Annotated in this window: 21 protein-coding genes; 8 read left to right on the forward strand and 13 right to left on the reverse strand. The window is 62.5% G+C overall.

The features are described 5' to 3' along the window. Positions 1 to 4: 4 nt before the first annotated feature. Positions 5 to 991 (forward strand): alpha-L-glutamate ligase-like protein, encoded by a 987-nt coding sequence (locus tag ACN0X6_RS05345; protein WP_417702624.1) that lies wholly within the window; start codon positions 5 to 7, stop codon positions 989 to 991. An 86-nt stretch (positions 992 to 1,077) separates the two neighbouring features. On the opposite strand, the gene ACN0X6_RS05350 is transcribed toward ACN0X6_RS05345, so the two are convergent. Next, positions 1,078 to 3,801 (reverse strand): LuxR C-terminal-related transcriptional regulator, encoded by a 2,724-nt coding sequence (locus ACN0X6_RS05350; protein WP_417702625.1) that lies wholly within the window; start codon positions 3,799 to 3,801, stop codon positions 1,078 to 1,080. After that, entirely contained in the window at positions 3,798 to 6,512 is a 2,715-nt protein-coding gene (locus ACN0X6_RS05355; RefSeq protein ID WP_417702626.1) for a LuxR C-terminal-related transcriptional regulator, read from the reverse strand. The genes ACN0X6_RS05350 and ACN0X6_RS05355 overlap by 4 nt, the downstream gene beginning before the upstream one ends. A gap of 164 nt (positions 6,513 to 6,676) precedes the next feature. Here ACN0X6_RS05355 and pabB point away from each other — a divergent pair, with 164 nt between their 5' ends. Next, complete coding sequence (pabB, locus tag ACN0X6_RS05360) at positions 6,677 to 8,035, forward strand: aminodeoxychorismate synthase component I (protein WP_417702627.1); 1,359 nt, start codon at positions 6,677 to 6,679, stop codon at positions 8,033 to 8,035. Positions 8,036 to 8,086: 51 nt separating this feature from the next. Here the strand turns inward: pabB and thrH are convergent, their stop codons facing one another. Next, a complete protein-coding gene (gene thrH, locus ACN0X6_RS05365; RefSeq protein ID WP_417702628.1) occupies positions 8,087 to 8,704 on the reverse strand; it encodes a bifunctional phosphoserine phosphatase/homoserine phosphotransferase ThrH in 618 nt (205 codons plus the stop codon). Positions 8,705 to 8,879: 175 nt separating this feature from the next. Here thrH and ACN0X6_RS05370 point away from each other — a divergent pair, with 175 nt between their 5' ends. After that, positions 8,880 to 9,500, forward strand: a complete 621-nt coding sequence (locus ACN0X6_RS05370) for a phosphoadenosine phosphosulfate reductase family protein (protein ID WP_160017976.1) — start codon at positions 8,880 to 8,882, stop codon at positions 9,498 to 9,500. A 61-nt stretch (positions 9,501 to 9,561) separates the two neighbouring features. On the opposite strand, the gene cysB is transcribed toward ACN0X6_RS05370, so the two are convergent. From cysB to ACN0X6_RS05395, 5 genes are all read right to left on the reverse strand, one after another. Further along, a complete protein-coding gene (cysB, locus tag ACN0X6_RS05375) occupies positions 9,562 to 10,536 on the reverse strand; it encodes an HTH-type transcriptional regulator CysB (RefSeq protein ID WP_017676798.1) in 975 nt (324 codons plus the stop codon). A gap of 102 nt (positions 10,537 to 10,638) precedes the next feature. Next, complete coding sequence (locus ACN0X6_RS05380; protein WP_417702629.1) at positions 10,639 to 11,139, reverse strand: universal stress protein; 501 nt, start codon at positions 11,137 to 11,139, stop codon at positions 10,639 to 10,641. Between the two features lie 129 nt (positions 11,140 to 11,268). Continuing rightward, positions 11,269 to 12,174: a 5'-nucleotidase gene (locus ACN0X6_RS05385; protein WP_099524315.1), complete on the reverse strand. Its 906-nt coding sequence runs from the start codon at positions 12,172 to 12,174 to the stop codon at positions 11,269 to 11,271. 2 nt (positions 12,175 to 12,176) lie between these two features. Then, positions 12,177 to 13,133 (reverse strand): putative 2-dehydropantoate 2-reductase, encoded by a 957-nt coding sequence (locus tag ACN0X6_RS05390; protein ID WP_417702630.1) that lies wholly within the window; start codon positions 13,131 to 13,133, stop codon positions 12,177 to 12,179. Continuing rightward, entirely contained in the window at positions 13,133 to 13,519 is a 387-nt protein-coding gene (locus tag ACN0X6_RS05395) for a thioredoxin (protein ID WP_417702631.1), read from the reverse strand. Before ACN0X6_RS05395 ends, ACN0X6_RS05390 begins: the two co-directional genes overlap by 1 nt. Between ACN0X6_RS05395 and ACN0X6_RS05400 the strand changes: the two genes are divergently transcribed. Beyond that, positions 13,518 to 13,931 (forward strand): PilZ domain-containing protein, encoded by a 414-nt coding sequence (locus ACN0X6_RS05400; RefSeq protein WP_417702632.1) that lies wholly within the window; start codon positions 13,518 to 13,520, stop codon positions 13,929 to 13,931. The two genes, ACN0X6_RS05395 and ACN0X6_RS05400, sit on opposite strands and share 2 nt — an antisense overlap. A 204-nt stretch (positions 13,932 to 14,135) precedes the next feature. Further along, positions 14,136 to 15,212 carry a 3-deoxy-7-phosphoheptulonate synthase gene (locus tag ACN0X6_RS05405; protein WP_072423888.1) on the forward strand — a complete coding sequence of 359 codons (1,077 nt, stop codon included), beginning with the start codon at positions 14,136 to 14,138 and terminating at the stop codon, positions 15,210 to 15,212. 241 nt (positions 15,213 to 15,453) lie between these two features. Here the strand turns inward: ACN0X6_RS05405 and ACN0X6_RS05410 are convergent, their stop codons facing one another. Both ACN0X6_RS05410 and ACN0X6_RS05415 read right to left on the reverse strand, forming a co-directional pair. Beyond that, a complete protein-coding gene (locus tag ACN0X6_RS05410) occupies positions 15,454 to 15,726 on the reverse strand; it encodes a GNAT family N-acetyltransferase (RefSeq protein ID WP_100547829.1) in 273 nt (90 codons plus the stop codon). A gap of 145 nt (positions 15,727 to 15,871) precedes the next feature. After that, positions 15,872 to 17,245: a GntP family permease gene (locus ACN0X6_RS05415; RefSeq protein WP_417702633.1), complete on the reverse strand. Its 1,374-nt coding sequence runs from the start codon at positions 17,243 to 17,245 to the stop codon at positions 15,872 to 15,874. Positions 17,246 to 17,515: 270 nt separating this feature from the next. Here ACN0X6_RS05415 and oprI point away from each other — a divergent pair, with 270 nt between their 5' ends. Further along, positions 17,516 to 17,767 carry an outer membrane lipoprotei OprI gene (gene oprI / locus ACN0X6_RS05420; protein ID WP_037003984.1) on the forward strand — a complete coding sequence of 84 codons (252 nt, stop codon included), beginning with the start codon at positions 17,516 to 17,518 and terminating at the stop codon, positions 17,765 to 17,767. Positions 17,768 to 17,918: 151 nt separating this feature from the next. On the opposite strand, the gene ACN0X6_RS05425 is transcribed toward oprI, so the two are convergent. From ACN0X6_RS05425 to ACN0X6_RS05435, 3 genes are all read right to left on the reverse strand, one after another. Next, positions 17,919 to 18,875, reverse strand: a complete 957-nt coding sequence (locus ACN0X6_RS05425) for a L,D-transpeptidase family protein (RefSeq protein ID WP_417702634.1) — start codon at positions 18,873 to 18,875, stop codon at positions 17,919 to 17,921. Between the two features lie 71 nt (positions 18,876 to 18,946). Next, positions 18,947 to 19,228, reverse strand: a complete 282-nt coding sequence (locus tag ACN0X6_RS05430; RefSeq protein WP_417702635.1) for a hypothetical protein — start codon at positions 19,226 to 19,228, stop codon at positions 18,947 to 18,949. A gap of 90 nt (positions 19,229 to 19,318) precedes the next feature. Continuing rightward, the gene (locus ACN0X6_RS05435; RefSeq protein ID WP_417702636.1) at positions 19,319 to 19,924 is read right to left on the reverse strand and encodes an arylesterase; all 606 of its coding nucleotides are present in this window, start codon (positions 19,922 to 19,924) and stop codon (positions 19,319 to 19,321) included. Positions 19,925 to 19,935: 11 nt separating this feature from the next. Here ACN0X6_RS05435 and ACN0X6_RS05440 point away from each other — a divergent pair, with 11 nt between their 5' ends. Next, positions 19,936 to 20,619, forward strand: a complete 684-nt coding sequence (locus ACN0X6_RS05440; RefSeq protein ID WP_017676786.1) for an ABC transporter ATP-binding protein — start codon at positions 19,936 to 19,938, stop codon at positions 20,617 to 20,619. After that, the gene (locus ACN0X6_RS05445) at positions 20,619 to 23,123 is read left to right on the forward strand and encodes an ABC transporter permease (protein WP_417702637.1); all 2,505 of its coding nucleotides are present in this window, start codon (positions 20,619 to 20,621) and stop codon (positions 23,121 to 23,123) included. The genes ACN0X6_RS05440 and ACN0X6_RS05445 overlap by 1 nt, the downstream gene beginning before the upstream one ends. Positions 23,124 to 23,164 lie beyond the last annotated feature (41 nt).

Below are 23,164 nucleotides of genomic sequence, written 5' to 3' on the forward strand. Positions count from 1 at the left end.
GACCATGTTCGGCCTGATCAAGACGTGGAAGGCCCTTGAAGCCAAAGGCATCATGGGCATCAACCGACGCAATGCGGACTACGTGCTGAAGTACAACAAACGGCACCTGTACCCCATCGTCGACGACAAGATCATCACCAAGGAGCGGGCCATCGAGGCCGGCATCGATGTGCCCGAGATGTACGGCATCATCGAAACCGAGAAGGGAATCGACAAGCTCGACGAGATCATCGCCGGGCGCACCGATTTCGTCATCAAGCCGGCGCAGGGCGCCGGTGGCGACGGCATCCTGGTGATCGCCGACCGCTTCGAGGACCGCTTCAAGACGGTATCCGGCAAGATCGTCAGCCACGAGGAGCTGGAACAGCAGATTTCCAGCATTCTCTCCGGCCTGTACTCGCTCGGCGGTCACCGCGACCGTGCGCTGATCGAGTACCGCGTCACCCCGGACACCATCTTCAAGAGCATCAGTTACGAAGGTGTGCCGGACATCCGCATCATCGTGCTGATGGGCTACCCGGTGATGGCCATGCTGCGCCTGCCGACGCGTCAGTCCAACGGCAAGGCCAACCTGCACCAGGGCGCCATCGGTGTAGGTGTGGACCTGGCCACCGGCGTCACCCTGCGCGGCACCTGGCTGAACAACAAGATCAGCAAGCACCCGGACACCACCAACGCGGTGGACGGCGTGCAACTGCCGAACTGGGACGGCTTCATGAAGCTCGCTGCCGGCTGCTACGAGTTGTGTGGCCTGGGTTACATCGGCGTGGACATGGTGCTGGACCAGGACAAGGGTCCGCTGATTCTCGAGCTCAATGCCCGCCCCGGCCTGAACATCCAGATCGCCAACGATTGTGGCCTGACCCACCGCGCCCATGCCGTGGAAGCCCGCCTGGAAGAACTGAAAGCCAAGGGCATTCAGGAAAACGCCGAAGAACGCGTGCGCTTCTCCCAGGAGCTGTTTGGACACATCGTCAGCAAGGAAGTCTGACCCGCGAATGTCGTAAGGTGCCGCCGCACCTTACGACTCGCTCAATGCAGCGTCGCCAGCTCGCCGCCCCTCCCTCGCACGCCTTCTCATGCCTCGCTCAGCAACCCAAGGCTCTTGCCCTTGAGTACGGCTTGCGTGCGGCTACGCACGCCCAACCTGGAAAACAGGTTGTGCAGATGCCATTTGATCGTGGCCTCGGACAGGTGCACCGCCTCGGCGATATCGCGATTCGACAGCCCCGCTGCCACGAGCCGCAATATCTCCCGCTCGCGATGGCTGACCCCCTGATTTTCCTCGAGGCTTTCAGGGTCGACAGCCAACCTGCGGCACTGCTCGCGAAGCATTTCGGCAACGCCCTGCCAGACAGCGGCGCGCTTGGGCTCGGCGCGGCTCCAGGCATTCCAGAGCGGCAGCAGCCACAGTGCGTCGTCCTGAAACAAGCGGCGATAGCCGCATTGCCAGGCCTCTTCGAGTGTCGCCTGCAACAGCGCGAAGGCTTTTTCGCCGTTACCTTTGCTCCAGTAAGCCACCGACAGGAGCAGGCTCAGGTGCAGGCGCCGATCACGCTGGTGGTCCGCTCCCTGCTTGGTCAGGCACGCCTCCAGGCTGGCCTGGGCTCTTTCCACCCATTGCTCGCTCAGCGCCAGGCGCGCCTGGCTCAGCGCTAGCGCCGTATGTGCATCGCCATAGCGTTCGATGGGCAGTACAGCGAGATGGCGTTCCAGTTGCAGATAGGTACGCTGCGCCTCGTTCGGCCTGCGCAGCCACAGCAGGAACTGCACCTTGCAACCCATGGCGATGGCAAATACCCGCTCGTAGCCCGGGCCCTGCAAACCACTCAACCACTCGTCGAGCTCTTCCAGCCCCTGCTCACCGGCACCGGCAAAGAAGCGCGCACGCGCCATGACCAGCTTGCCGCGACTGATCAACTCCACTGGCGTGGCGACATCACGCCAGGTGGTGGCCAGCGGCAGCTCGGCGAGAATCGCTGCGTGCCGATCCTGTTCGTAAAGCAGATCGGCGTAGGCCAGCCCGAGCGGGCCGCCAACCCGGCTGCGTCGCCCAAACACCTGTTCGACCCTTGCCCGTGCGGCCTCGGCCAGGGCACGGCCACGCTCCAGTTCGCCGTACTCCTTGCAGATCAGCGCCTCGATCAGGCTGGCCATCACGTGCAGGTACTCACTCTCGCACTGACGCAAGCTCTCGCGCGCCACGGCAATCGCCTTGGCCGCCTCACCGAACTCACCGAGCAGGGCGAACGCCGCTGCCTGCACGCAAGCCAGGCTGGCGCGAAATACCGGCTGATTCTTGGGCACCAGCGCCAGCCAGTGACCGGCAACCTTGAGGCAGGCGTCGAGCTTGTCCTGATAGAGCAACACCAGCGCCTTGAGTACCTGAGCGGCAGCCAGCAGCTCGATCAGACCGAAGTGGATACCCGTGCCACGCCCTTGCGTCAGGCGTGCGCTGACCGCTTCGATCAATGCCTCGGACTCGGCAAATTTCTGTTCGAAGGCCAGCTGCCAGGCATAGAAGATCTGGAACACCGGCTGCTCGGTGATCACCAGCGCTGGAATATCCTTGAGAATGGCGAGGATGCCGTAGACCCGATTGCCGGCGATCAGACGCGCGCCCTGACGCTCCAACAGCTCGGCGGCAAAAGCGTAATCGCGAGCGCGCAGGGCGTACTTGATCGACTTGTCGGCCAGATCATGGTTCTCGCACCAGCGCGCAGCGGCGTGCAACAGATGAACCGGGTCGCCGCGCCTGGCCAGGCGCCCCTGAAGGAAGTCGGCAAACAGGTGGTGATAACGGAACCATTCGCCCTGCTCGTCCAGCGCGATCACGAACAGTTGCTCGGCCTGCAGCCGGCGGAGCATGTCGCGGCCGTCCTGGCGCCCGGTCAGCGCATTGCACAACTCAGCGTTGAATTCGTCGAGCACCGAGGTCTGGTCGAGAAACAGCTGCATGGTTTCCGGCAGGCTGGCCACCACATCCTCGGCCAGATAATCGGCGATGTTGCGCTCGCTCCCTGACAGCCCGGCGAGAAAGGCCGCGCGATTGTGCTGGCGCGGCAAGGCCAGCGCCGCCAGGTGCAACGCGGTGATCCAGCCTTCGGTGCGCATATACAGCTGGTTGAGCTCACTTTCCTCGAGCGCGAGACCTTTGATGTTGCGCAGATACGCCGCCGTTTCCGCACGCGTCAGACGCAGGTCCTCGGCCTTGATCCGGAACGCCCAGGCGCCGAGCGATGGCGGCTCATCGAGAAAGCGCGGTTGATAACGCGTGCTGACCACCAGGCGCACCTGCTTGGGCAGGCGTTCGATCAGATAGCGCACCCCCTGACCGAGGGCCGGATGGCGGATGCGGTGAAAGTCGTCGAGCATCAGGTAGAGCGTTTCCGACAGGCCTTTCAGGTCGTCTAGCAGCGCATCTATCAATGCCTGCAGCGGCCAACTGATCTCGCCCTGCAGCAGCGCCGCGGCGCTGCTGCCGAAACCGGGACAGGCTGCGGCAACCGCGGCGACCAGGTACTGCAGAAACCTCGCCGGTTCGCTGTCGCTCTCATCGCACGACAGCCAGGCGACCCGCCCCCCCTGCCCCTGCAAACGACTGCGCAGCTGGCTGAGGACGGTGCTCTTGCCAAAACCGGCGGGTGCGCTGAGGACGATCAGGCGCTGCTCGCTGGCGTCCAGCAAACGCTCGAGCAAGGCCGCGCGCTCCAGCAGCGGCGCGCCCTCGGCCTCGGCGGGATACAGCTTGGTACGCAACAGCGGCGCAGCGGCTTGGCAGGACAAGTTCTGGCTGTTCATGATTCGAGCAGGCTCAGTTCGCGGGCACGGCGGATGGCTTGAGTGCGATTACGCACCTTGAGCTTTTCGTAGATGTTGTGCAGGTGCCATTTGACGGTACCCAGGGCCAGCGCCAACTGCTGGCCGATCTCTTCATTGGACATGCCCATGGCAGCCAGACAGACCACCTCACGCTCGCGCTCGGTCAGCCCCTCCTCCAGAACGACCATGCTGTGAGGCGCTTCCTGACCGGGCCAGGCATTCAACAGACTGCGGATGAAAACCTGCAACGCCGGCTGGCGTTCGACCGATTCCAACTGCTGCAGCAACTGGCGTATGGCCTCGCCTTCCTCGATGAACAGGCTGCGCGCCTCTTCTCGCTCGGCGCCGACCAGGCACTGCACCAGCAGACTCTGCGCGCGCTCCCGGTAGCCCAGGCGCTGGTAGCTCAGCGCAGCGAGCAGATCCAGACGCAGCTGATGCAGCCCATGTCGGCCATCCTGCAACTGGCCGCGCAACTGGGTGATCTCATGCAACGCTTCGCTGAAATGGCCACGCGCCTGCTGCAGACGAACACGGGTCAGGCCGAGCACCCACGGCACCGGATTGAAACTGCACTGCGTGTAATACCCCGCCAGCTTGCTCCAATCCACCGATCTCAGACGCTGCTCTGCGCGCTTGCTACGGTCGGCCACCGGCTCCTGCAGAATCAGCGCAATCTCCTCGCCCACGGCCTGCACATAGAAACGCCAGGAATGGTGACGCGCCGCCAGATTCTGCATCAGCACCAGGGTCGCGATCGCTTCTTTCGGCGCGTCCTGCTGGCGCTGAACCCGCGCCAGGCAAAGCATGGCCTGGGCATACAGATCGATCGGGTTGATCACATCGACCGTGGCCAAGGCCCAGCGCAGTCGCTCCTGCAGACCGTCCAGACGGCCCTGGTGATAGGCGATCAGTGACTCACTGATGGTTGGCAGAACCAGGGCCCGGGACTTCTCGCCGAACCAGGGCATCATCCGCGCACGCAACTGCTCGAACAGCAGTTGCGCCTGCTTTACCCGTCCCTGCTCCAGACACAGGAGAACGTCCACATTGGCCAGTTGCATGTCCAGATAACGGCCTTCGAGGAAATGGTTGCGCTGCTGCGCCAGCGCCAGCAACTTGCGCGCATGCTCGGCCTGGCCAAGCATGACGCTGGCCAGGGCGCCAACGGTGAGAATCGCCACTTCGAGAAACGCAGTGTGCTGCCCCAGCTGCGCCTCGATGCGTCGCGCCAGATCGACGCAGGTATCCAGGTCATCCTTCTGCAAGGCGATCACCGCCTTGATCGCCAGAGTTGCCAGCACCTTGTCACTCAACGGCCCGCTCGTGCGCGAATCGGCCCAGCGCTCCAGTAGCTCATCGAGCATGCCATTGGCCTCGTTCAGGCCCAGCTCGGCCGCGCGGGTCCAGACATCGGCAAGCACCAGCACCGGAAAGCGCGCGGCAATTTCATCCGGCACGTGCTGTCGCCATTTGTAGATGAGGTTGAGCTGGCCGCGATTGATCAGCTCCAGACCGCAGCCGTCGAGCAGCGCAGCCAGCATCTCGGCGTCTTCGGCCAGGCTGGCGTGCTCGATGGCCAGGTTCTGCATGTGGTGGGTGGTGAACCACAGGCTGGCATTGAAATGCAGCTGCTTGAAGCGCTCCGGGTCGCGGTCCTTGAGACGGCTGCGGAGAAACTCGGCGAACAGATTATGGAAGCGATACCACTGGCGCTCGCGATCCATGGGCAGGAGAAACAGCTGCATGGACTCCAGCTCTTCCAGCAATTGCTGGCCATCCTGGCGTGCGGTCAGGGCATTGACCAGCTCGCCACTGAGCTGCTGCGCCACCCCCAGCGCCAACAGCTGTTCCTGGCGCTCGCCAGGCAACTGCTCGAACACCGAGCGCAGCAAGTAATCGCCTACCACATTCTTGTCTGCGCCCAACTCGGCCAGGCGCTCGGTCGGTTGCGGGTGGTTGCGCAGCCACAGGCTGGCCAGATGCACTCCCACCACCCAGCCCTCGGTATGACGATAAAGCGCGCCGAACGTCTCGGAATCGAGCTGCAGGCCGCTGCGCTCCAGATAACCGCGCGTCTCTTCGGCATTGAGCCTGAGCTCATCGCTACCCAGTTCCAGCAACAGTCCCTTGGCCCGCAACGTGGCCAGACTCAGGGCAGGCTGCGAACGGCTGCCGATGGCCAGGGTGAAACTCGGGGGCGCCATCTTGACCAGGCGATTGAGTGCGGCGAGCAGTTCGCCATCCTGGATCAGATGCAGGTCGTCGAGCACCAGCAGCAGCGCTTCCGAGCGCTGCGACAGGTCCACCAGCAGGCTTTCCATCACGGCCTCGACCGGCACGCGCATGGTATTGCGCAGGTAGCCCAGTGCGTAATCACCCAGCCCGGGCAGCGCGCGCCCCAGTGCTTCGATCAACTGCTGGAAGAAACGAACCGGCTCATCATCAGCAGAGCCCAGCGATAGCCAGGCAACAGCGCTGCCGGCCTGACGACGCTGCTCGACCAGCCTCGCCAACGCAGTGGTCTTGCCAAAGCCAGCAGGAGCGCAAAACAGCACGAGGCGGGCATGGGGGTGGGCCGAAAGCGCGGCTTCCACCTGGGGTCTTGCCAGATAGTCCGCAGATGCCTGGGGCGGCGACAGTTTTGAACGCAGCAGGCTTCCAGCGGCTGGACCGATCACTACATCCATGGCCTGGATTCCTTCATTCATTATTGTTTTGGTACGGCAGTTCAACATCCTGGCACAACTCCATACTAATCAGCCGAGCGAACCGGAGCAAACCTGGTCGAAGCCCTAGGATGAATATCAGCAGCGGACTACAATCGCCCCTTCACCCCATTCGACTGCCACGCATGCCCAGCTGCTCTCTGCACCCTCTTCCCTACCGCACCGCCCCCAGCGACTACTTCCAGCGCATTCGCCAGGCCCCCGGTGCCGTATTGCTGGATGCCGGACGACCGAGTGCCACGCGTGGACGCTATGACCTTATGAGCGCCTGGCCATTGGCAGAACTGGCGCCCATGCCCGACGAATCGGCCAACGACTTTCTGCAACGCCTGCGAGACGCATTGCAGAGCCTCGGGCCCGCCGTGGCACCAGCGCAGCAGGAGCTGCCATTCGTCGGTGGCTTGATCGGCTACCTGTCTTATGACTTCGGCCGCCGCCTGGAAGTGCTGCCCGAACAGAGCGTCGATGATCTCGATCTCGAGGATGCCCGTTTCGGTCTCTACGCCTGGGCGCTGATCAGCGATCACCAGCTCGGTACCAGCGCCCTGCTGTTTCACCCGGCGCTGCCGGAGGAAGAGCGCCAGCGCCTGCAGACGCTGTTCGAAGCACCGCATAGCGAGGAACTCGCGCCCTTCCGACTGACCCGGCCGTTCCAGGCCGACATCGACCCGCAGCGCTATCACCAGGCGATCGAACGCATCCAGGGTTACATCCTCGCCGGCGACTGCTATCAGGTGAACTTCGCCCAGCGCTTTCAGGCACCCTGCGCGGGCGATCCCTGGGCCGCTTACCTGGCACTGCGCCAGGCCTGCCCCACGCCTTTCTCGGGCTTCCAGAGCCTGGGCAATGGCGACGCCATTCTCAGCCTGTCACCCGAGCGCTTTCTCAAGGTCAGCAACGGTCAGGTGGAAACCCGCCCGATCAAGGGCACCCGGCGCCGCGGCCATGACGCCGATGACGACCAGCTACAGGCGCAAGAGCTGCTGGCGAGCCGCAAGGATCGCGCCGAGAACCTGATGATCGTCGACCTGCTGCGCAACGATCTCGGCCGCAGCTGCCGCATCGGTTCGGTGAAAGTACCGGAGCTGTTCGCCCTGGAGAGCTATCCCAACGTGCATCATCTGGTCAGTTGCGTCACCGCTGAGCTGGCGCCCGGCAGGGATGCGCTGGACCTGATCGCCTGCAGTTTCCCTGGTGGCTCCATCACCGGCGCACCGAAGATCCGCGCCATGCAGATCATCGATGAGCTGGAGCCGACACGGCGCGGGCTCTATTGCGGCTCCTTGCTGTATCTCGACGTGCGCGGCGAGATGGACAGTTCCATCGCCATTCGCAGCCTGCTGGTCAAGGACGGAAAGGTCAGTTGCTGGGGCGGTGGCGGTATCGTCGCTGACTCCAACTGGCAGGCCGAGTACCAGGAGTCCATCACCAAGGTGAGGGTACTGCTGGAAACGCTGGAGCGCCTGCCAGCCAAGGCCGAATAAGCACCGCAAACGAAAAACGCCGCGAAATCGCGGCGTTTTCATGCATCGCCCTTACAGGCTCAGCTTACGGTTCGAGGCCTTGAGGAACTCTTGTTTGAGCGCTTCGAAGGTGTGCACGGCCGGGAATTGCGGGAATTCGCGGATCACGTTGTCCGGCGCATGGAACAGGATGCCGGCATGGGCCTCGCTGAGCATGCTGGTGTCGTTGTACGAGTCACCAGCGGCGATCACGCGGTAGTAGAGGCTCTTGAAGGCGATGACCGACTGACGCTTGGGGTCCTTCTGGCGCAGTTGGTAGCTGACCACACGGTCGTTCTCGTCGGTGATCAATCGGTGGCACAGCAGGGTCGGGAAACCAAGCTGGCGCATCAGCGGCTGGGAGAACTCGTAGAAGGTGTCGGAGAGAATCACCACCTGGAAACGTTCACGCAGCCAGTCGACGAACTCCACGGCGCCATCGAGCGGCTTCAGGGTAGCGATCACGTCCTGGATGTCCTTCAGCTTCAGGCCGTGCTCATCGAGAATGCGCAGGCGCTGCTGCATCAATACGTCGTAATCGGGGATGTCGCGGGTGGTCGCCTTGAGCGACTCGATGCCGGTTTTTTCCGCAAAGGCGATCCAGATTTCCGGAACCAGAACACCTTCCAGGTCGAGACACGCGATTTCCACAGGCCACTCCTCGGTTGAGCCAAAAAGGAGCCGGCACTCTAGCCGCTGGGCATGAGCTGCGCAATGCGCCCTTCTTATAACCATAAGAAAGGGTAATAACAGTCTTAGTTATTTAGCCGCATAACCAGCCTTTGCTACCATCGCGCCTTCACGCACACGACCTGGAGTCCTCAGCATGGAACTCGACCTGGACGCGCTCAACGCCGAATTCGGCAACCAGCCTGAAAAACTGGTGCAGTGGGCCATCGGACTGGGCAAACCCGCCATCTGCACCACCAACTTCCGCCCGTTCGAAGCGGTGATCCTGCACATGGTCAGCCAGGTCAAACCGGATATCCCGGTGGTCTGGATGGATAGCGGCTACAACACCGAAGCCACCTATCGCTTCGCCGATGAAGTGGCGCGCAAGCTCAACCTCAACCTGATCACCTACCTGCCCAAGCGCTCGCGCGCGCACCGCGAGGCCATCGACGGCCCGGTGCCAGGCCTGGATGATCCGCGCCACGCCGCGTTCACCGAGGAAGTGAAGCTCGAGCCCTTCGCCCGTGCCCTGCGCGAGACCGCACCGAGCGTCTGGTTCACTGCCCTGCGTGCCACCGACACCGCCGTGCGCGCGCAAATGGACCCGATCAGCATCAACCCGGACGGCCTGATCAAGGTCGCCCCGCTGCTGCACTGGTCCTCGAAGGACCTGTATCAGTACCTGGTCGCCCACGACCTGCCGAACGAGTTCGATTACTTCGACCCGACCAAGGGCGAAGACAATCGCGAGTGCGGCCTGCACCTGAGTCACTGATCGCTGCCGTGCAGAAACGAAAATGGCGCCCCTGGGCGCCATTTTTCATTCCGGTTCTACTTCAGTGCATCGGTAACTCGACGCCCGCGAACAGCTCTTCGAGTTCGGATTTGTTGTGGCACTGCACCGCCTTGGCCAGCATCTCGCGGGTCAGGTGCGGGGCGAAACGCTCGATGAAATCGCACATGAAGCCACGCAGGAAGGTGCCGCGACGAAAACCGATCTTGGTCACGCTGGGCTCGAACAGGTCATCGGCGTCGAGCACCACCAGATCCGGATCGAGCTTGGCGTCGACCGCCATCTTGGCCACGATGCCGACCCCCAGGTTCAGACGCACGTAGGTCTTGATCACGTCGGCGTCGGCGGCGGTGAACACCACCTTGGGTGTCAAGCCGCGATGACTGAAGGCTTCGTCCAGTTTCGAACGCCCGGTGAAACCGAATACGTAAGTAACGATGGGATGCTCGGCCAGGGCTTCGAGGGTCAGCTTCGGCAGCTTGGTCAAGGGATGCCCTTGCGGCACCACCACGCAGCGATTCCAGCGGTAGCAGGGCATCATGATCAGGTCGTTGAACAGCTCAAGACCTTCGGTGGCGATGGCGAAGTCGACACTGCCATCGGCAGCCATCTCGGCGATCTGCGTCGGCGTGCCCTGGTGCATGTGCAAGGCGACATCCGGGTACTGCTTGATGAAGGCGCTGATCACCGGCGGCAGAGCGTAGCGAGCCTGGGTGTGGGTGGTGGCGATGGACAGCGTGCCCTTCTTCTCGTTGGAGAACTCCTGGGCGATCTGCTTGATGCTTTCGACCTTGCGCAGAATTTCGCCGGCCGTGGTGATGATGCGCTCCCCGGCTGGGGTCACGCGGGTCAGGTGCTTGCCGCTGCGGGCGAAGACTTCCACGCCCAGCTCATCCTCGAGCAAGCGAATCTGCTTGCTGATCCCTGGCTGCGAGGTATACAGGCTCTGAGCGGTAGCCGATACGTTGAGGTCGTGGTGCGCAACTTCCCAGATGTAGCGCAATTGCTGAAGCTTCATAAATTTCCCTCAGAGCAGTAAGGCAGGCCAACAACTGCCAATGCCGTATATAACCATATTATTGGTTTAATCGAACATCCTAGAACGTTTTATTAGCCCTCTTTACAGATCCCCGTGTCCACGGTGTTGCAGCATGGGCACCAGATACACCGGCACCTCCGACAACTGCACGATCCGTGCTGCAGTACGTCCCAGCGGCACGGCCAATTCCGCGCCGTGGCTATGACTGCCTACGACCAACAGATCCACCCCAAGTTTCTGCGCCTCCTCAAGAATCACCGCTGGCGGATCCCCCTGCAGCACCCGCACCGCACGAATCAACTGGAGATCCTGCTGACCATCACCCAGCTCGTCGCGAAACCCTTCCAGCACACGCTGCTCGATACTGGCCATGACGGTATTGAGTCCATTACGACGCAGCTCCCCAAGGGTGTCCTCGTCCAGATAGGTCTGCAGCACGGATTCGGCGAATAGCCCGAGGGGTTCAACCGCGTGCACCACGTACAGATCGGCCTTGAAACTGCGACTCATAGCGAGGGCGTGCTGCAGCACGTAGGAGGCATAAAGTCCCAGATCGGTGGCATAGAGTATCGAGCGGATCACGCGGCCTCCTCGACTGCTGGCGCAGGCCCTTGATTGAGCTTAGCAGCGCATCAGACAAAGCAAGATCGGAAGCGTTATTTAGGACGAATGGCTATATGCAGACGCTTGGACGCCTGCACAGGCCCAGGCTCAGGGCAGTAACTCGTTACTGACGCCATGGGGCACATGACCGGTCGCCACCACCTGGCGGGCTTTTTCGCAGTGCCCGGTCTGGTCATCGAAGAACACATCGGCAGCGAAGGCTTCGAGCACCGCCGACTTGTCCAGCCCGCCGAGGAAGAAGGATTCATCCAGGCGGATATTCCATTCGCGCAGGGTACGAATCACACGCTCATGCGCGGGCGCCGAACGTGCAGTGACCAACGCGGTACGGATCGGGCAGTCTGCTTCGGGGAACTCCTGCTGCAGGCTGTGCAATGCGGCCAGAAAAGGCTTGAAAGGCCCGCCAGGCAAGGCTTGCCGAGCAGCTTCGCGCTCATGATCCTGGAAAGCATTGAGGCCGCCACTCTGGTAGACGCGCTCGGAGTCGTCGGAGAACAGTACGGCATCGCCGTCGAAGGCGATACGCAGTTCGTTGCTGTTCGCTCGCCGCGCGCCACCGGAAAGCAGCGTGGCCGCACCAAAACCGGCTTTCAGTGCGTTGCGCACATCGTCGGCGTGAGTAGACAGAAACAGATGACAGCCAAAGGCCGCCAGATAAGGGTCGGGACTACGACCGCCGACGAAGGCAGCGCGGGATATGCCGAGCCCGTAGTGCTGGATCGAGTTGAACGCGCGCAGCCCGGTATCGGCGCTGTTGCGCGACACCAGAATGACTTCCACGCGCTGTTCGCTGAGCCGCGTGTTCAGTCCAAGCAGCTTCTCCACCAGCGGAAAGGCGTCGCCCGGCATCAGCACTTCATCTTCATGCTCGATCTGATAGCGGCGGTAGGCTTCCACCCCTTCGCTTTCGTAGATCTGGTGGCTTTCGCTCAGATCGAACAGCGCTCGCGAAGAGATCGCCAGCACCAGTTTGTCCCCCAGCCCCTTACCCATGCTTAGGCCTCCTGGCGAGCCTGAATGAAACGAAGCGCCTGATACAGGGCGCGCACCTTGGGCATTGCCAAACCCACTGCCTGCGCAGCCGCCAGCGGAGCCTCGTAAATGGCATGCAGCTCGGCCGGTCGCCCTTGGGCAAAGTCGTGGTACATGCTCGGCAGGTAATCCGGCATGCGCTGCGTGGCGGCCAGCAATTTGTCCGCATAGCCGTCCGGCATGGCGTAACCCAGCGCCTGAGCGGCCTGCACCACCTCCTGCATCATGTCAGCGATCAGCGCGCGGCTGTCGGGATTGGCCATCAGGCGCCGCGTATCGGCATCGAGCAGCACCGACAGGCCGTTATAAGGGATGTTCCACACCAGCTTCTGCCAGCGCGTCTGTGCCAGATCGCGCATCGCCGCCGAATCCAGGCCGGTGCTGCGCAGCAGGCTCGCGCCCTCCTCGACCAGCGCCAGCCGTGCCTCATCGTCGGCCAGAGGCCCGGAGTGATAGGCCAGGTTGATCGCCCCCAGTGCCTGATGCTCGATCACGCCCGGCGCACTGCGGTGAACGCAGATGTAGCAGAGCCCGCCCAACAGATGCAGATCGGCGCTCAACAGCGGACGCAATTCGTCCTCCACCGCCAGGCCATTCTGCAACAGCACCACCTTGGCGCCTGGCGCTGCAGCCTTGGCAATCAGCGGCGCCAGCTCGGCATTGGCCGTGGTCTTGGCACCGACCAACAGCCAGTCGCACGGCGGCATCTCGTCGACATGCTGGTAGGCCTGTACCGGCGCCAGGCTCAGGGCACCATGTACCGCGCTGTTCAACTGCAGGCCTCGCTCGACCACCGCGCGGTACTCGCTGCGCAGCAGAAAGTGCACGTCATGACCAGCGCGAGCCAGCAGCATTCCGTAGAAACCGCCAATGGCACCGGTGCCGATGATGCCGATACGCGGCGCAGGGTATTGAGTCATCAGGGAAGCTCCTCAGCCGGGCGAAGCAGGGCCTCGCCCATGGCGGTAACCAGATCGGAATGGGTAAGACGCGTGTGCAATGCGCCAAAGAAATGACCGTCCCTGACCAGAAACAGCGCGGGCAAGTGGAATACCTCGTAGCGCGTCACCAATCCGGCGTTATGCCCGGCATCGACCCAGCACAGGCGCTCGATGGGCAGCGGCATCTCCGGCAAGGCCTGACGTGCCCAGCGGCAGCTGGCACAGCCCGTGCTTGTGAACACCAGTAGCGAGGCACCGGGAAGATCGAGCAGGCGGCGGTCGGCATCCAGATCGGTCAATTCCAATTGCGTCGCTATACTGAATTCATTGATATCAGTTTGCCTGCATTCAAGGTCGGTGTTCATGCGTAAGTTTCTGCGTCATCCAAGCGATATGCCGGTGGAACTGGTCCTGCGAAAACAGGCCTGCATTCCCCGGCAGCGGCTGAACAATATCAGCCTGGGTGGGGTCGCATGCAACTCGTCACGCGGCTTTCGCCGTGGCACCTCGGTTGAACTGCGCATCCCGCTACTGGGCGAACAGGCACGCTACCCCGGCGTGGTGGCCTGGTGTCGGCGCCAGGATAGCGATTACCTGGTAGGCATCGCCTTTCTCGATGAAGACACCCTGTTCCGCGCGCGCATGGTCGAGCAGGTCTGCCAGATCCAGCATTACCGACAACAGCTGGAACAGGCATCAGGCCACCCCATGGCCATCGAACAATGCGCTCAGGACTGGATCGCCAAGCATGCCGCCGAATTTCCCTATCTCGCCTGAATACGGCGCAGCCCCCGGCAACGAGAGCAATAACCCACCTCATAATGCCACTCTATGAGGCTTATTGAACTTAACGCCCATTGTCGCGCCGCCCCGTACGCGCTAAGGTTCGGCTCCCCCTGCACCAACTAGCTGTGCACCGCCATAGGGGATCGCTGGCGGCCGGCACCCGTGACCTGACGACCTGACCCGATGAATAGCACGATGGCTGATTTACCGATCGACGACCTCAACGTCGCCTCCAATGAAACCCTGATCACCCCCGATCAGCTCAAACGCGAAATCCCCCTGACAGATGCCGCACTGAAGACCGTGGCCCATGGCCGTCAGGTGGTACGCGACATTCTCGACGGCAAGGATCATCGCCTGTTCGTGGTCGTCGGCCCCTGCTCCATCCACGATATCAAGGCCGCTCACGAGTATGCCGAGCGCCTCAAGGTGCTGGCTGCCGAGCTGTCCGACAGTCTGTTCTTGGTCATGCGCGTGTACTTCGAGAAGCCGCGTACCACGGTCGGCTGGAAAGGCCTGATCAACGACCCGTACCTGGACGACTCGTTCAAGATCCAGGACGGTCTGCACATCGGCCGCAAGCTGCTGCGCGACCTCGCGGAAATGGGCCTGCCCACCGCCACCGAGGCGCTCGACCCGATCTCCCCGCAGTACCTGCAGGACCTGATCAGCTGGTCGGCCATCGGCGCACGCACCACCGAATCCCAGACCCACCGGGAAATGGCCTCGGGCCTGTCCTCGGCAGTTGGCTTCAAGAACGGCACCGACGGCGGTCTGACGGTGGCCATCAACGCCCTGCAGTCGGTTTCCAGCCCGCACCGTTTCCTCGGCATAAACCAGGAAGGCGGCGTGTCCATCGTCACCACCAAGGGCAACGCCTACGGCCACGTGGTACTGCGCGGCGGCAATGGCAAACCCAACTACGATTCGGTCAGCGTTGCCATTTGTGAGCAGGAACTGACGAAAGCCGGCATTCGCCCGAACATCATGGTCGACTGCAGCCACGCCAACTCCAACAAGGACCCGGCACTGCAGCCGCTGGTTCTGGAGAACGTGGCCAACCAGATTCTCGAAGGCAACAACTCCATCGTTGGCCTGATGGTCGAGAGTCACCTGGGCTGGGGCAGCCAGTCGATTCCGAAGAATCTGTGCGACCTCAAATACGGCGTATCCATCACCGATGCCTGCATCGACTGGGATACCACCGAGAAGAGCCTGCGCAGCATGCATGCCAAGCTCAAGGACGTACTTCCCAAGCGCCCTCGCGGCTAAGAGGGTGTCTACAAAATGGCTGCACTTGGCAATACTGCGTTGAAAACGATCTCGAAATGCTCATTTACAGCACGTAAACTCCGCTTTCTCGATCGTTTTCTCCTTGTCTTGCCTTCGTTCGCCTATCTTGTAAACACCCTCTAAGGACGCAACAGCAATGAAAACGCCGGGCATTGCCCGGCGTTTTTGTATCCGCATTCACACGCAGGGTGGGCTTCAGCCCGCCACGCCGAACCGATGCCTACTGGTGACGCGAGCGTCGCTCCATGTAGCGCTCGACATACGAGCAGGACGGAATCACCGTGTAGCCCTTGCCTTCGGCGTACTGCAGGGCATGCTCGGTCAACGCCGCAGCGATGCCTCGACCACGCAGGCCGTTGGGTACGAAGGTGCGATAGATGTCCAGCGTCTGCTTGCCCAGATCCATATAGGCCAGATAGGCACGATCACCATCGACGGTCGTCACGAACTGGTGACTCGCCTGGTCGTGGTGAATGGACAACCCCTCGCTCATCTTCACTCCTCTAGCCGCAAACCGTTAGCGGCGCATCAATTTTTACTTCATACCGGTGCTTTGGCAAAAGCGCAAATTCCGTTGCCACTTCCGACCACGCGATTGGCCAAGCTTATCAGCCGCCGGGCTGCCCAGCCACGAGCAATCAGAAGCTCAAGACTGCGATGCAGAGCAAGGCCGCAATCACGGGGACCAGTACCGTGATGACGAATATGTCCTTGTACGCCTGCTTGTGAGTCAGCCCCATGATCATCAGCATCGCGATCACTGCCCCGCAATGCGGCAGTGAATCGAGCCCGCCAGCGGTGATGTTGGCGATCCGGTGCAGCACCTCAGGGTCCACCCCCATCTCCAGATAACGCGGCGCCAGGGTCTGCATGAAAATCTGCAGGCCACCAGACGACGAACCGACGATCCCCGAGACCACGCTAACCGAGGCGAACACCGACAACAGCGGCGGCAGATCCACTCCCAGTATCCATTGGGCGAACTGGGCGAAACCTGCGGTCTGGGTAACCACACCGCCAAAACCGATCACCGCAGCAGTGTTGAGCAGCGGCATGATCGCATCGTCAGCCCCCTGCCCCAGCAAGGCGACGGTATTACGGCGCAACGCCGAAAACATCAGCACAGCCACCCCGGTCGCGATCACCAGGGCCAGACTGGGCCAGAGAATCGGCTGCGACTGGCTGAAAGCCAAGAGTCTGCCCAGCGCCCCTTCGCCTGGCTCAGTTGCACCAGACAGAACCAGCAGACGCGGCAGAAGAATGATCCCCAACACCACGATGATCGGCACCAACGCCATGCCCCAGTGTGGCCCGCTACCCGGCGCACCGGCCAACTGCTGCATGCGCTCGTCCTGCGCGTTAGGCTCGAACCCCTCGCCTCGTTCGCGCGCCAGGCGCCATTCGCGCTGCAGATAGGCCATGCCCAGACCAATCATCACCAGCGAGGCGAACAGACCAATCCAGGCACCTGCGAACAGGTCGGTGCCCAGTGCACTGGCTGCGATCACGTTGTGAATCGAAGGTGAGCCAGGCAGGGCCGTCATGGTGAAGGTTCCCGCCCCCAGTGCGGTGGCGGCGCAGAACAATCGCTTGGGCAGGTTGGCCTCGCGCATCAGGGTAATACCCAGTGGATACATGGTGAAGATCACCACGAATACCACCACCCCGCCATAGGTGAGAACCGCACACACCAGCATCGCCACCCAGAGCGTGCGCTGCGTACCCAGGCCACGGGTAATGGCCTGAGCGATACTGCTGGCCGCCTGGCTGGCAGCCATGACCTTGCCGAAGATCGCACCGCAGAGAAACAGCACGAAGAACTTGCCCGCAAAGGTGAATGCACCCAAGGGGCCGAATGGAAAGTGCTCGAGCAGTGCACCTGATACGGCGACGCCATTGGTGAGGGCCACCAGAATCGAACACAGCAATGCCGCGATGAATATGTTCACCCCGCGCAACGCCATGAAGATAAGCAGCCCCAAGCCCAGCAAAAGCCCCAGATTCCCAAGCATCTGCATCCCCTCTTTTATTGTTTTAGTTTCCAAGCCGGGATAGTTATAACAGCTCGTATGACCGCTACACTGTATCGAATGCGTAACTGACTGTTTTTTAGCCAGCCCACGCAGATTCTATCCTTCAGCGCCCTGCCCAAAGAAAAAAAACTGCAACTCTTGCCTTGGCTCCGTTTACTTACTAAAAGTAATAGGTAGTATGTACGCCGGCTAATTTCCCGCAGTTGGGGAATTGCTCTTTATGGAAAACTCCACCTCAAGGGGAACACGATGAACAACGTTCTGAAATTCTCTGCTCTGGCTCTGGCCGCAGTTCTGGCTACCGGTTGCAGCAGCATGTCCAAAGAAACCGAAGCTCGTCTGACTGCTACCGAAGACGCAGCTGCTCGTGCTCAGGCCCGTGCTGACGAAGCCTACCGCAAGGCCGATGAAGCTATGGCCGCTGCTCAGAAAGCTCAGCAGACTGCTGACGAAGCTAACGAGCGCGCTCTGCGTATGCTGGAAAAAGCCAGCCGCAAGTAATTGCGACTCGTTTTTTCGAAAGCCGCCCCAGGCAACTGGTGCGGCTTTTTTATTGCCCGCTCGCGCCCTGGCACTCTCGGAACGTCTCGATTGCCGGGCAATAAAAAACCCGCGTACACGAATGCAGGCGGGTTTTTACAACGTTGCTCGATCAGAACGGACTATCGCTGCTCGCGACTACATGCTCGGTCTGCGCCGCGATCGGCACCGGTATACCGTCCTCGGCAGCAACCACCTCGCGGACCATCTCCCAGTCAAGGCGCAGGCCGCTGAGCTCGTCACGCTTGAGCAACGCATTGATCACCGCCGTGTGCTTGTCGACGACAGAGGGATCGCCCTCGTCATCCAGTGGCGCATGCGCTTCCAGATAGACCTTGCCGCTGCTCACACCAAACTTGTAGGGCTCGTTGATGATGCGTACCGGCGTGCCGACCGGCACCATGCCTGCCAGGTCCAGCACGTTGTGATTGAGCATGCGGAAGCAGCCGTGGCTGACGCGCATGCCAATACCGAACTTCTTGTTCGAGCCATGGATCAGGTAGCTAGGGAACGACAGCGTCATCTTGTAAGGGCCCAACGGATTGTCCGGGCCAGGCGGTACCACGGTAGGCAGGATATCGCCTTCGGCCGCATGCTCCTCACGAATCGACTGAGGCGGATACCAGGCCGGGTTCGGCGTCTTCACGGTCACGCGGCCAGTGCCCAGCGGCGACCCCCAGCCCTCACGACCGATGCCCAGCGGGAAGGTGTGCACCACGTTCTGGCCTTTCGGGAAGTAATACAGACGATATTCGGCCAGGTTGATGACGATGCCCTCACGCGGCCCGGGAGGCAGCACGTAACGGGTCGGCAGGATGACCTCGCTGCCCTCGCCCGGCAGCCAGGGGTCGACCCCCGGGTTGGCGGCGACCATTTCCAGATAACCGAGATCGTTTGCCGCTCCCAGATCGGCGAAGGTGTCCTCGTACTTGGCCTTGATCACCTGTACCTGGCCCACCACATCGTCGCCTGGCGGCGGCAGTGGAAGTTCGAGTGCCTGTACCGCAGCGCTGGAGCACAGCGCGACCAGAGTCAGGCAGCGGTTGACCGCAGAGAAGCGCGACAACATCCGGGATGTCCCTTGAAGAGTTGAATGATATTGCGGCGATTGTACACCGCCATTCGCAAGCCGGGCAGACGTCAGCCATCCGCCCAATTCGAGCACAAACCCTGGCGCTGCGCCTCGAATGTCGCCAGGCAAGCAGGACACAGGCGGCGGTCACGCAGCCAGACCTTTTCCAGCGTCCGCCAGCGCGGTTGTGCCGGCAACAAGCCGCCGCAAAGCGTGCGATCGGCATGCCCGCCCAGGCGCAGCTGGCGAGCCACCAGGTGCACGCGCACCTCACGGCAGGCGAACAGATCCAGCTGCTCATCCGGCTCGATCAGTTGGTAGGCATATAGGGACCAGGCGGGACGCGGCATCTGGAGCTCCGTGACAGGTCGGCCACATTAGCCGAAAGGCTGCAGGCGGAAAAGCCTGTGCCTAGTCTGTTTTCCCTCGAAAACAGACACTTACAGCAGCGGTTTGAGCGTCGGCCAGACATTCTCCAGCAACACTGCCTGCGCGGGCTCGGTCGGATGAATGCCATCGGCCTGCATCATCCCCGGCACGCCACCGACCCCCTCGAGAAAGAACGGCACCAGCGGCACCTTCTTCTGTTCCGCCAAATCGGCGAAAACCTGGGCGAACGATGTGGTGTAACGCGCGCCATAATTGGGTGGCAAACGCATACCGAGAAGCAGCACATCGGCACCGGCGGACTGCGATTTATCGATCATCGACGCAAGATTCTGTTGCAATTGCGCAGGGGGCTGGCCACGCAGGCCATCGTTGCCTCCCAACTCGATGATGACCAGCTCCGGCTTGTGCTCTGCAAGGAGCGCAGAGAGCCGTGCGGCGCCACCTGCACTGGTATCGCCGCTGATCGAAGCATTGACCACCGAGTGCTCGAAACCCTCTTCATCGAGGCGTTTTTCCAGCAAAGCGACCCATCCCTGGCGGCTATCCAGGCCAAAAGCCGCGCTGATACTATCGCCGACCACAAGCAGGGTGCCTGCAACCGCTCCCTGAGCCCAGAGCATCAGGGTCAAGGCACCACTCAACCACCATGCACGCATTTGGAATCTCCATGACTTCGAGCATTCTCGCTGCGCGGAACCTTAGCAAAGTGGTCAGCAGCGCGGAAGGCGAGCTGACCATCCTCCATGATCTCGATCTCGAACTGAGCAAAGGCGACAGCCTGGCCATCGTGGGCGCCTCAGGTTCTGGCAAATCCACCCTGCTCGGCCTGCTCGCCGGCCTGGATCTGCCCAGCGGCGGTGCGGTGCTGCTGGCCGGCAAGAACCTCAGCGAACTCGATGAAGACCAGCGCGCCCGCCTGCGCGCCGAGCATGTGGGTTTCGTCTTCCAGTCCTTTCAATTGCTCGACAGCCTCAACGCACTGGAGAACGTGATGCTGCCGCTGGAGCTGGAAGGTCATGCCGATGCCCGCCAGCGTGCTCGTACGCTGCTCGAACGCGTCGGCCTGGGTCAACGTCTGACGCACTACCCGCGCCAGCTCTCCGGTGGTGAGCAACAGCGTGTGGCCATTGCCCGCGCCTTCGCTGCAGAACCGGACGTGCTGTTCGCCGATGAACCCACCGGCAACCTCGACAGCCACACCGGTGAGCGCATCAGCGACCTGCTCTTTCAGCTCAACCAGGAACGCGGTACCACCCTGGTGCTGGTCACCCACGACGAGCGCCTGGCGCACCGCTGCCAGCGCCTGATCCGCCTGGAAGCCGGACACCTGATCGACCGCGTGGAGCCCTGATGAAACGCGTGCCCTTCACTCGTCTGTTGTCGCTCGCTGCCCGCCAACTGCTGCGCGATGCCCGCGCCGGCGAGTTGCGGGTGCTGTTCTTCGCCTTGCTGGTCGCGGTGGCCGCCAGCAGCGCCATCGGCTATTTCAGCGCGCGCCTGAATGACGCCATGCTGCTGCGTGCCAGCGAGTTTCTCGCCGCTGACCTGCGCCTGAGCGGCAGCTCGCCAGCCAGCCAGGAACAGGTAGACGCGGGGCTCAAGCTGGGCCTCGATCACGCACGAGCGGTAGAGTTCTCCAGCGTGGTCGCCGCCCAGGAAGGCATTCAGCTGGCCAGCGTCAAGGCCGCCGACAATCAATACCCGCTGCGCGGCGAGCTGAGAAGCGCTGCCGAACCCTACGCGCCAGAGGAAGTGGGTTCCGGCCCGCGCCCCGGAGAAGTCTGGGCCGAAGCGCGCCTGATGGTCGCGCTGAACCTGAAGATTGGCGATGAACTGGAAATAGGCGCCAAAACCCTGCGCCTGAGCCGTGTTCTGACCTATGACCCCGACACGGCTGGCGACTTTTACAGCCTGACGCCGCGCGTGCTGATGCATCTGGACGACCTTGCCGCGACTGAAGTGGTACAACCCGGCAGCCGTGTGCGCTTTCGGGAACTCTGGCGCGGCGATGCCAACGCCCTGGCGGCCTACCGTCAGGCAGTTGAAGCCGGCCTGGCACCCAACCAGCGTCTGGACGACGCGCGCGATGGCAATCGCCAGGTCGGCGGCGCCCTCGGCCGCGCCGAGCGCTACCTGAACCTGGCCAGCCTGGCGGCAGTATTGCTTGCTGGCGTCGCCGTGGCCTTGTCGGCTGCGCGCTTCGCGGCAAGGCGCTTCGATGCCAGTGCACTGCTGCGCTGCCTCGGGCTGTCACGGCGTGAAGCGCTGGCATTGTTCGGCCTGCAACTGGCACTGCTGGGGCTGATCGCCTGCGTAATCGGCGCACTGCTCGGCTGGGCCGGCCAGCACGTTCTCTTCCATTTGCTGCGCGGGCTGATTCCGGATGATCTGCCGCCTGCCGATCTGTGGCCCGCATTGGCCGGCATGGCCACCGGCCTGGTGGCGCTGGCCGGTTTTGCCCTGCCGCCGCTGGCCGCGCTTGGCCGCGTGCCACCGCTGCGCGTGCTACGCCGCGACATGCTGCCGGTGCCGGCCAGCTCCTGGCTGGTCTACGGTGCCGCGCTGATCGCGCTGGGTTTGATCATGTGGCGCCTGAGCCTGGATCTGCGCCTGACGCTGGCACTGCTGGGCGGCGGACTGCTCGCCGCATTGCTGCTCGGCGGTCTGTTGCTGCTCGGCTTGCAGAGCCTGCGCCGCCTGCTGCAGCGCGCCGCCCTGCCCTGGCGCCTGGGCCTGGGCCAGTTACTGCGCCACCCGCTGGCGGCAGCCGGGCAAGCGCTGGCGTTCGGCCTTATCCTGCTGGCCATGGCGCTGATCGCCCTGCTGCGTGGCGAATTGCTCGATACCTGGCAGGACCAGTTGCCGGAGGACGCGCCCAATCACTTCGCCCTCAATGTGCTGCCTGCCGAACGCGATGCATTCGCCGCACGCCTGGCCGAGCTGTCGCCGCATCCAGCCCCGCTGTATCCCGTGGTGCCGGGTAGGCTGATCATGATCAACGGTGAGCCGGTGCGCCAACTGGTAACCAAGGAAAGCCGCGGCGAGCGCGCCATCCAGCGCGACCTGAGCCTGACCTGGGCCGAGGCTCTGCCATCGGACAACCTGCTCACCGCTGGCAATTGGTGGGGCGCTGCGCACGCCAGCGAACTGCCTGGCGTTTCCGTCGAATCCGAACTGGCCGAAAGCCTGCAACTGAAGCTCGGCGACCAACTGCGTTTCAATGTCGGCGGCATCGAGCGCGAAGCGCAGGTCACCAGTCTGCGCCAGGTGGATTGGGACAGTTTCCAGCCCAACTTCTACATGATCTTCGAGCCGCAGACCCTGCAGGACCTGCCTGCCACCTACCTGACCAGTTTCTACCTGCCGCCCGGCCAGGACGCGGAGCTGGTAGCCCTCAGCCGCGCCTTCCCCAGCGTGACGTTGCTGCAGGTCGACGCCCTGCTGGCGCAGCTGCGCAGCATCCTCGCTCAGGTCACCCTGGCCATCGAGTACGTGCTGCTGTTCGTGCTCGCCGCCGGCATCACCGTGCTGCTTGCAGGGCTGCAGGCGACACTGGACGAGCGCATCCGCCAGGGAGCGCTGCTGCGCGCCTTGGGCGCCGAACGCAAGCTGCTGATCAGCGCTCGCCGCGCCGAGTTCGGCCTGCTCGGTGCGGCCGCCGGCCTGCTGGCCGCGCTGGGCTGCGAGCTGGTGAGCTTTCTGCTCTATCGCTATGCATTCGACATGAGCTGGCAACCTCACCCATGGTTGCTCCTGCTGCCGCTGATCGGCGCGCTGCTGATCGGTCTGGCCGGCGTGCTCGGCACTCGCCGCGCGCTGAATGCCAGCCCGTTGAGCGTATTGCGCGAAGGCTGAGAAGCTGGAGAGGGGTTTGCTAGACTGGCGCCCCTTTCATC

The sequence above is a fragment of the Pseudomonas sp. genome (genome assembly GCF_048269965.1).
Lineage (GTDB): Bacteria > Pseudomonadota > Gammaproteobacteria > Pseudomonadales > Pseudomonadaceae > Aquipseudomonas.

Coding starts and splice junctions, on each gene's coding strand:
- ACN0X6_RS05445 (WP_417702637.1), top strand. CDS start 20,619: ATGAAACGCGTGCCCTTCACTCGTCTGTTGTCGCTCGCTGCCCGCCAA.
- ACN0X6_RS05410 (WP_100547829.1), bottom strand. CDS start 15,726: ATGAGCGAGGGGTTGTCCATTCACCACGACCAGGCGAGTCACCAGTTC.
- pabB (WP_417702627.1), top strand. CDS start 6,677: ATGCCCAGCTGCTCTCTGCACCCTCTTCCCTACCGCACCGCCCCCAGC.
- ACN0X6_RS05400 (WP_417702632.1), top strand. CDS start 13,518: ATGCGTAAGTTTCTGCGTCATCCAAGCGATATGCCGGTGGAACTGGTC.
- ACN0X6_RS05395 (WP_417702631.1), bottom strand. CDS start 13,519: ATGAACACCGACCTTGAATGCAGGCAAACTGATATCAATGAATTCAGT.
- ACN0X6_RS05440 (WP_017676786.1), top strand. CDS start 19,936: ATGACTTCGAGCATTCTCGCTGCGCGGAACCTTAGCAAAGTGGTCAGC.
- ACN0X6_RS05385 (WP_099524315.1), bottom strand. CDS start 12,174: ATGGGTAAGGGGCTGGGGGACAAACTGGTGCTGGCGATCTCTTCGCGA.
- ACN0X6_RS05425 (WP_417702634.1), bottom strand. CDS start 18,875: ATGTTGTCGCGCTTCTCTGCGGTCAACCGCTGCCTGACTCTGGTCGCG.
- ACN0X6_RS05435 (WP_417702636.1), bottom strand. CDS start 19,924: ATGCGTGCATGGTGGTTGAGTGGTGCCTTGACCCTGATGCTCTGGGCT.
- ACN0X6_RS05415 (WP_417702633.1), bottom strand. CDS start 17,245: ATGCTTGGGAATCTGGGGCTTTTGCTGGGCTTGGGGCTGCTTATCTTC.
- ACN0X6_RS05430 (WP_417702635.1), bottom strand. CDS start 19,228: ATGCCGCGTCCCGCCTGGTCCCTATATGCCTACCAACTGATCGAGCCG.
- oprI (WP_037003984.1), top strand. CDS start 17,516: ATGAACAACGTTCTGAAATTCTCTGCTCTGGCTCTGGCCGCAGTTCTG.
- ACN0X6_RS05345 (WP_417702624.1), top strand. CDS start 5: ATGTTCGGCCTGATCAAGACGTGGAAGGCCCTTGAAGCCAAAGGCATC.
- ACN0X6_RS05355 (WP_417702626.1), bottom strand. CDS start 6,512: ATGGATGTAGTGATCGGTCCAGCCGCTGGAAGCCTGCTGCGTTCAAAA.
- ACN0X6_RS05350 (WP_417702625.1), bottom strand. CDS start 3,801: ATGAACAGCCAGAACTTGTCCTGCCAAGCCGCTGCGCCGCTGTTGCGT.
- cysB (WP_017676798.1), bottom strand. CDS start 10,536: ATGAAGCTTCAGCAATTGCGCTACATCTGGGAAGTTGCGCACCACGAC.
- ACN0X6_RS05390 (WP_417702630.1), bottom strand. CDS start 13,133: ATGACTCAATACCCTGCGCCGCGTATCGGCATCATCGGCACCGGTGCC.
- ACN0X6_RS05405 (WP_072423888.1), top strand. CDS start 14,136: ATGGCTGATTTACCGATCGACGACCTCAACGTCGCCTCCAATGAAACC.
- ACN0X6_RS05370 (WP_160017976.1), top strand. CDS start 8,880: ATGGAACTCGACCTGGACGCGCTCAACGCCGAATTCGGCAACCAGCCT.